Genomic DNA, 5,637 nt, shown 5'->3' on the forward strand with positions numbered 1-5,637 from the left:
CTTTGCTGTCGATGTGAGCAAAAAAAGGAACGGAGCCTTGAGAAAGGCATCGAGAGCACCCGATTTGCATGTCCTAGAAAGAAAAACGCCTTTTTCTATAAATAAAGTTGGCAAGGTTTATTTAACAAAATATAAGCCCCCTTCTCATGCGGGCAAAGATTCAAAAAAGTTAACGGAAAAGTATTCCCAATGCTGACTCGTTAATCCAAAAAATGAACGCTTCTACGAGGAAACGCCTGATGAACATGACCATCAAGACTGCCCTGGCCAGCCTCTTTCTCGCCGGATCGATGTTCGCAACCGGAACGGCTCTGGCGCAGGACGTAAAGTCACACAATTTCAAAGTCGCTTTCGTCCAGAACATCGATCATCCGCACGGCATCGGCGCGAAGAAGTTCGGCGAACTGCTGGAACAGAAAAGCGGCAGCAAGATGAAGGCGAAGGCCTTCGGCGGCGGTTCGCTGGGCGGGGACGCCCAGGTCATTTCCTCGCTCCAGGGCGGCGTGGTCGAGATGACGCTGGTCAGCCCCGGCCTGTTGACCGGATTGATCAAGGAATTTTCGGTCTTCGACCTGCCGTTCATGTTCACCAGCTACCGTGAAGTCGACGCGGTGATGGACGGGCCGGTCGGCACCAGGCTCCTCGACATGCTGACGGACAAGGGACTGATCGGCCTGGGATACTGGGACCACGGCTTCCGGAACATCACCAACGCCCGGCGCCCGATCAACAGGATGGAAGACATCAGCGGCCTCAAGGTCCGCGTGATCCAGATCCCGATCTTCATCGACACCTTCTCCGCCCTCGGCGCCAACCCGGTGCCGCTGCCGTTCCCGGAACTCTACACCGCGCTGGAAACTGGCACGGTCGACGGTCAGGAAAATCCCTTCGCATCGATTGAGACCAGCAAGTTCTACGAAGTGCAGAAGTATGCGGCCACGACCGGCCACGTCTACAATCCGCTGGTCGCCATCTTCAGCAAGAAGGTCTGGGACAAGCTTACCGAGGACGAGCGCCGCATCGTCCAGGAAGCCGCGACCGAAGCCGGCCTGTACGAACGCAAGGTCTCGCGCGAGGCGAACGAGAAGTCCATGCAGACCCTTCGCGGCGAAGGCATGCAGATCACCGAGCTTTCGGTCGAGGAGATCGATCGCATGCGCCAGAAGGTCAAGCCGGTGACCGACAAGTACACACAGAGCATCGGCCCCGATCTCGTCGCGGAAGTGCAGGCCGAAATCCGAAAGGTGCGCGACGGCAAGTAAGGACTTCACGGCATCCTGCGAAGACCACGCACCGGGCGGGTAATCAGAGAGCGATATGAAACGGCGGCTTTATAAGGGAACGGACTACCGGCGGGCCCATAGCATCGACGAACTGCGGGAGGTGGCCCGCCGCCGTGTCCCCAACTTCTGCTTCGAGTATGTGGAAGGCGGATCGGACGACGAGGTCACGCTGAAGCGCAACCGTTCGGTGTTCGAGGAAATCGGCTTCGTGCCGCGGACGCTGGTCGACGTTTCTGCACGCAGTCAGGCGATCGACCTGTTCGGCAAGCCGTCCGCCGCTCCCTTCATGATCGGCCCTACCGGCTTCAGCGGTCTGCTGACCCGGGAAGGCGATCTGGCGCTCGCCCGTGCCGCGGCTTCCGCCGGTATCCCGTATATCCTCAGCAATGCATCCACGATGCGGCTGGAGGACGTGGTCCGAAGGGCGGGCGGGCGCGTCTGGATGCAGCTCTACCTGTACCGCACGCGCGACTACGCGGCGCGTCTGGTGGATAGGATGAAGGCCGTCGGCGTCGAGGCGCTGGTGGTGACGACGGACAGCGCGATCTTCGGCAACCGCGAATGGGACCGGCGCAACTATGCCCGGCCGCTGCAGCTGGACCTGCGCAATAAGATCGACGTGATGCTTCATCCCCGCTGGATCTTCGACGTGCTCGTGCCGCATGGCGTACCGCGTTTCGCCAATCTCGGCGACATGCTGCCGCCCGGCCAGGACAGCGTCCAGGGTGCGGCGTCGGCGATATCCAAGGAACTCGATCCCTCGCTCAACTGGGCGGATATCCGGTGGCTGCGCGATATCTGGCCGGGCAAGCTGATCGTGAAGGGCGTGATGTGCGTCGAGGATGCCGTAACAGCCGTGAAGACAGGCGCCGACGGGATCGTGCTGTCCAATCATGGCGGCCGGCAGCTGGACGGGGCCGTCTCCTCCATGGAGATCCTTCCCGAGGTGGCTGCCGCGGTCGGCGGCCAGCTGACCGTGATGCTGGACGGCGGCTTCCGGCGCGGTTCCGATATCGTGAAGGCCCGTGCGCTGGGAGCCGACGCGGTGCTGCTCGGACGTGCGACCACCTATGGTCTTGCGGCCGGCGGGGAAGCCGGGGTTGCCCATGCGATCAACCTGCTGAAGACCGAGGTGGACCGGGTCGTCGGTCTCCTCGGTTGCTCCGACCTGTCCCAGCTCGACGCCGGTTATATCCGCTGGCCCGGACATCCCGAGGTTTCCGGCAGTTCCGCCCCTCGCTTCGAGAAGAAACGCGCGACGCCGGCGCCGGTCCGGCAGTTCCCGGCGGAACCGCCTCTTGAAAAGGAAGTGCTCTCATGAGCCAGACGACGCGGGTAGGCTTCATCGGCCTCGGACTGATGGGCGCCGCCATGGCGACGAACATCCTCCGCAAGGGTTTTCCGGTGACCGTTCTGGCGCACCGCAACCGCCAGCCGGTCGAAGCGCTCCTGGCGGAGGGCGCCGCCGAGGCCGCGAGTGCCGCGGAGCTGGCTCGCGGATCGGATGTGGTGATCGTCTGCGTCACCGGCACGCCACAGGTGCGCGATGCGCTTTTCCGGGAGAACGGCATCCTGGACGGCGTGCATGACGGACTGATCGTCATCGACAGCAGCACGGGGGACCCCGATTTCGCTGCCGAGGCGGAAGAGGCGATCCGCGCGCGGGGCGGGCGCTTCATGGACGCTCCCGTCAACCGCACGCCGAAGGAAGCGGCCGAAGGCCGGCTCAACGTGCTGGCAGGCGGGGACGAGGCGGTTCTGGACCAGGTTCGGCCGGTGCTGGAAACCTATTCCGAGACCATCCACCACGTCGGTCCGCTCGGCTCCGGCTACAAGGCCAAGCTGATACACAACTTCATCGCCCAGGGCACGACCGTGCTGCTCGCGGAGGCTTTCTGCACCGCCGCCAAGGTCGGGCTGGACCTGCGCTCCTTCGCGGATCTGTGCCGCCTCAGCGGGGCTCACAGCCGGACCTACGACCGGGTCGTCCCCTTCGTCCTGGATGGCGACGATTCCGGCCAGAAGTTCACTCTGCGCAATGCGGTCAAGGACATGCGTTCCTACACCCGTCTTGCGGAATCGGCGCCGACGACGGCCTTCGCGGCCCAGGCCGTCCACCAGACCTATCTGCTCGCCGCCAATCTCGGTCATGGCGACAAGTATGTTCCTCACCTGTTCGACGTCCTGGGACAAGTCAACGGCGTCAAGGTACGCGCCGACTGACCGGCTCCCCGGCATCGGCAGATAAATTTCAGCAAGGATGGGACGACCCCATGACAGCAGATCCGCAACCTCGTTTCCGCGGCGTCTTCCCGGTGATGCCGACCACTTTCGACGATCGCGGCGAACTGGATCTGGCCAGCCAGAAGCGCTGCACGGACTTCATGATCGACGCCGGGTCCGACGGCCTCTGTATCCTCGCCAATTTCTCCGAACAGTTCGTCCTGACCGACGATGAACGCACGCTCCTGATCGATACCATCCTCGATCACGTGGCCGGCCGCGTCCCGGTGATCGTGACGACGACGCATTTCAGCTCTAGGGTCTGCGCCGAGCGCAGCCGCAGGGCGCAGGAGGCCGGCGCCTCCATGGTCATGATCATGCCGCCCTACCACGGGGCTACGATCCGCGTGCCGGAGCGGGGCATCTTCGACTTCTTCCGGACCGTCTCCGACGCTATCGGCATTCCGATCATGGTCCAGGACGCGCCGGTCAGCGGCACGGCTCTGTCCGCGCCCTTCCTTGCCCGGATGGCGAAGGAAATCGCCAACGTCGCCTACTTCAAGATCGAAGTGCCCGGCGCCGCCTCCAAGCTGCGCGAGCTGATCGAGCTTGGCGGCAGTGCGATCGAGGGACCGTGGGACGGCGAGGAAGCCATCACCCTTCTCCCCGATCTCGATGCCGGCGCCACCGGGGCGATGACCGGCGGCGGCTATCCGGACGGGATCCGCCAGATCGTCGACGCCTACCGGGACGGACGCCGCGAGGAAGCCGTCGACGCCTATAACCGGTGGCTGCCGCTGATCAACTATGAGAACCGCCAGACCGGCCTGATCGCCGCCAAGGCCCTGATGAAGGAAGGCGGCGTGATCGCATCGGAAGCGGTGCGTCATCCCTTGCAGCCGCTTCACCCGCAGACACGTGCCGGACTGATGGAAACGGCCAGACGTCTCGATCCGCTGGTTCTGCGCTGGGCACGGTAGGGCCGGGACGGCAAATCACGGCTTTCGGCTGATGGTTAGCCGAGGATTTTGCTGATGGCGGGCGTTCGTTGCGGGTATGCTGGCCGGATGGTGGTCCTCGCAGGGCTGCTGCGACAGGAGATTCGAAGGGCCGTTTGGAGACGATGCTGACGACACCGACGCAACTGCAAACCACCCGTCTGGCGGCGAAGATCAAATCGCTTCTGCACGACGCCATCGTCTCCGGCAAGCTCCCCAAGGGACAGCTTCTGCTGGAGACGCATGTCGCGAACCTTACGGGATCCAGCCGCGGGCCGATCAAGCAGGCCTTCGCGGAATTGCATGGCGAAGGGATGATCAGCCGCTTCGACGGCAGGGGCTTCATCGTGGGAGCCAGCCCGGACAGCGTGATCCGGGAGCCGATCACCGCGCGGTCCCTCGGGCTGGACGACCGGGAGGCCGGAGGGCTCAAGGAGCGGGCCTGGGAGAATGTCTACGACCCCGTCGAAAGCGAGCTGATCCGCTGTGCGCTGTACGGCCACTTCCGCATCAACGAGCATGAGCTGGCCAGCCACTACGGTGTCAGCCGGACCGTGACGCACGACGTGCTGATGCATGCCCAGGTCAACGGACTGATCGTCAAGGACGAGCGTTCCCGCTGGTACAGCGTCCCGCTCGACGAGAACCGCGTCAACTTTCTGTACGAACTGCGCGAGCATCTGGAACCCGTCGCCCTGTCAAAGGCGGCCGAGGTGATCCCGGCGAGGGAACTTGAACAGGTTGACCGTCGGCTGGTCGAAGCCTTGCGGCGCTATCCCAACCTGCCGGCGGACGGCCTGGACGAACTGGAACTGGACCTGCATGTCCGCTGCCTGAGCTATTGCCCCAATCCCGAGCTGGTGGAGGCGCTCAAGCGGACCCGCTGCATCATGATCTTCGGCAAACACCTGTTCGGCCGGGAGATCGCCTTTCCCAACGAAGAGCCTTTCTTCAACGAGCACCGCCGCATCATCGATGCCATGATGCGGCGCGACAAGGCGGCCGTTGCGGAGGAAGCGCGTGCTCATCTGCTCAAGGCGCGGGAAAAGGTACTGGACCGGGTATGCTATTCCCGCTCGATGAAGACGACACTTGAACTTCCCTACATCAAGGAAGTGGGGCCGGAAGGTTTG

The 5,637-nt window shown here is 63.4% G+C and carries 6 protein-coding genes; all 6 read left to right on the forward strand.

The genetic code is table 11. From position 1 onward, the window contains the following. A partial coding sequence (locus AC5JJ6_RS39010) for a hypothetical protein (RefSeq protein ID WP_496047199.1) occupies nucleotides 1–196 on the forward strand: 196 nt, incomplete at its 5' end. Between the two features lie 43 nt (nucleotides 197–239). After that, the gene (locus AC5JJ6_RS39015) at nucleotides 240–1,262 is read left to right on the forward strand and encodes a TRAP transporter substrate-binding protein (RefSeq protein WP_496047200.1); all 1,023 of its coding nucleotides are present in this window, start codon (nucleotides 240–242) and stop codon (nucleotides 1,260–1,262) included. A gap of 55 nt (nucleotides 1,263–1,317) precedes the next feature. Next, nucleotides 1,318–2,604 carry an alpha-hydroxy acid oxidase gene (locus tag AC5JJ6_RS39020; RefSeq protein WP_496047201.1) on the forward strand — a complete coding sequence of 429 codons (1,287 nt, stop codon included), beginning with the start codon at nucleotides 1,318–1,320 and terminating at the stop codon, nucleotides 2,602–2,604. Then, complete coding sequence (locus tag AC5JJ6_RS39025) at nucleotides 2,601–3,506, forward strand: NAD(P)-dependent oxidoreductase (RefSeq protein WP_496047202.1); 906 nt, start codon at nucleotides 2,601–2,603, stop codon at nucleotides 3,504–3,506. Before AC5JJ6_RS39020 ends, AC5JJ6_RS39025 begins: the two co-directional genes overlap by 4 nt. Nucleotides 3,507–3,556: 50 nt before the next feature. After that, a complete protein-coding gene (locus tag AC5JJ6_RS39030) occupies nucleotides 3,557–4,486 on the forward strand; it encodes a dihydrodipicolinate synthase family protein (RefSeq protein WP_496047203.1) in 930 nt (309 codons plus the stop codon). A 143-nt stretch (nucleotides 4,487–4,629) separates the two neighbouring features. Next, nucleotides 4,630–5,637: GntR family transcriptional regulator (locus AC5JJ6_RS39035; RefSeq protein ID WP_496047204.1), on the forward strand; the 1,008-nt coding region annotated here is incomplete at its 3' end.

This window comes from Skermanella sp. (assembly GCF_059503625.1).

What these genes read in the sequence shown, in the direction of transcription:
- AC5JJ6_RS39025 (WP_496047202.1), top strand. Translation starts at nt 2,601, where the DNA reads ATGAGCCAGACGACGCGGGTAGGCTTCATCGGCCTCGGACTGATGGGC.
- AC5JJ6_RS39015 (WP_496047200.1), top strand. Translation starts at nt 240, where the DNA reads ATGAACATGACCATCAAGACTGCCCTGGCCAGCCTCTTTCTCGCCGGA.
- AC5JJ6_RS39020 (WP_496047201.1), top strand. Translation starts at nt 1,318, where the DNA reads ATGAAACGGCGGCTTTATAAGGGAACGGACTACCGGCGGGCCCATAGC.
- AC5JJ6_RS39030 (WP_496047203.1), top strand. Translation starts at nt 3,557, where the DNA reads ATGACAGCAGATCCGCAACCTCGTTTCCGCGGCGTCTTCCCGGTGATG.